At 45.2% G+C, this 1,210-nt stretch carries 2 protein-coding genes; both read left to right on the forward strand.

What is annotated here, in order from left to right; translation table 11 throughout:
• Positions 1 to 610: NfeD family protein (locus tag ACS8FC_RS14470; RefSeq protein WP_439297275.1), on the forward strand; the 610-nt coding region annotated here is incomplete at its 5' end.
• A 90-nt stretch (positions 611 to 700) separates the two neighbouring features.
• Positions 701 to 1,210: SPFH domain-containing protein (locus ACS8FC_RS14475; protein WP_439297276.1), on the forward strand; the 510-nt coding region annotated here is incomplete at its 3' end.

Here is a 1,210-nt window from a genome sequence, read left to right on the forward strand (position 1 = left end):
TGAGACTATCTGGATGATTGAACCTTGGCATTGGTTGGTGTTGGGCTTCTCCTTGATGATTGCTGAGATATTTATTCCGACCTTTGCAAGCCTTTGGTTTGGAGCCGCCGCTGTGATTGTTGCCGCTTTAGCGTGGCTGTTGCCTATTCCGTTATTATTTCAGGTATTAATTTGGCTTACGCTATCGGTTTTGTTTATGTTTGCTTGGGTCAAATACATCAAGCCGCTGTCAATGAGCCGTAAAAAGGTGGGGCAGAGTAGCGATCTGATTATTGGTGAGACGGGCATGATCGTGGTCAAACCGCAAAAAGGCATTTCAGGTATGGTGCGCTTTAACGTGCCTATTTGGGGTGCGGATGAGTGGCCATGTCGCACAGCAGGCGTGAATGTCGAGACAGGTGATCGTGTGGTGGTCATAAAGGTGGTCGGCGATGAGATGGTGGTTGCACCCACGCAGCGCCTCCAAGCACCTAAAACCATAAAGCCAAACATTACCCCGACGATTAACAGTCAAGTGCCTGCAAGTAGCCAAATGCCTGCCAAACAATCTAAAGCGAGTAGACTGAGCTTGCACAAGCCCGATCTCAAAGAGACAGGTACTAGCAAATAAACGTTATCAGGTACCAAAGATTTTTAAATTAAGAAAAAAAGGACATAAATCACGTCGCTGGCAAATAAAGCGAGGGTCAAGGAGAATCACATGGGTAGCATCTTGAGTAGTTTAAATGGCGTCGGTATCGTGATGCTGGTATTGGCAGCGTTGGTGGTCTTTACCGTCTTTAAGAGTGTCTGTATTGTCCCGCAAGGGTACAAGTGGGTCGTGCAGCGGCTGGGTAAGTATCAGCAAACATTAGAGCCTGGATTTAGCATTATCATTCCTTTTGTGGATAGAGTCGCTTATAAAGTCACCACAAAAGACATCGTATTAGACATTCCATCACAAGAAGTCATTACCCGTGATAACGTCGTTATCATCGCTAATGCTGTGGCTTATATCAACATCCTGCGTCCAGATAAAGCGGTCTACGGTATTGAAGATTATGAGCATGGTATCCGCAATTTGGTGCAAACCTCCTTGCGCTCGATTATTGGTGAAATGGATTTGGATAATGCCTTATCAAGTCGTGATGAGATTAAAGCCTTGCTCAAACATGCGATTTCAGAAGACATCGCTGATTGGGGTATTACGTTAAAAACAGTAGAGATTCAA

Source organism: Psychrobacter sp. 1Y4 (assembly GCF_051847555.1).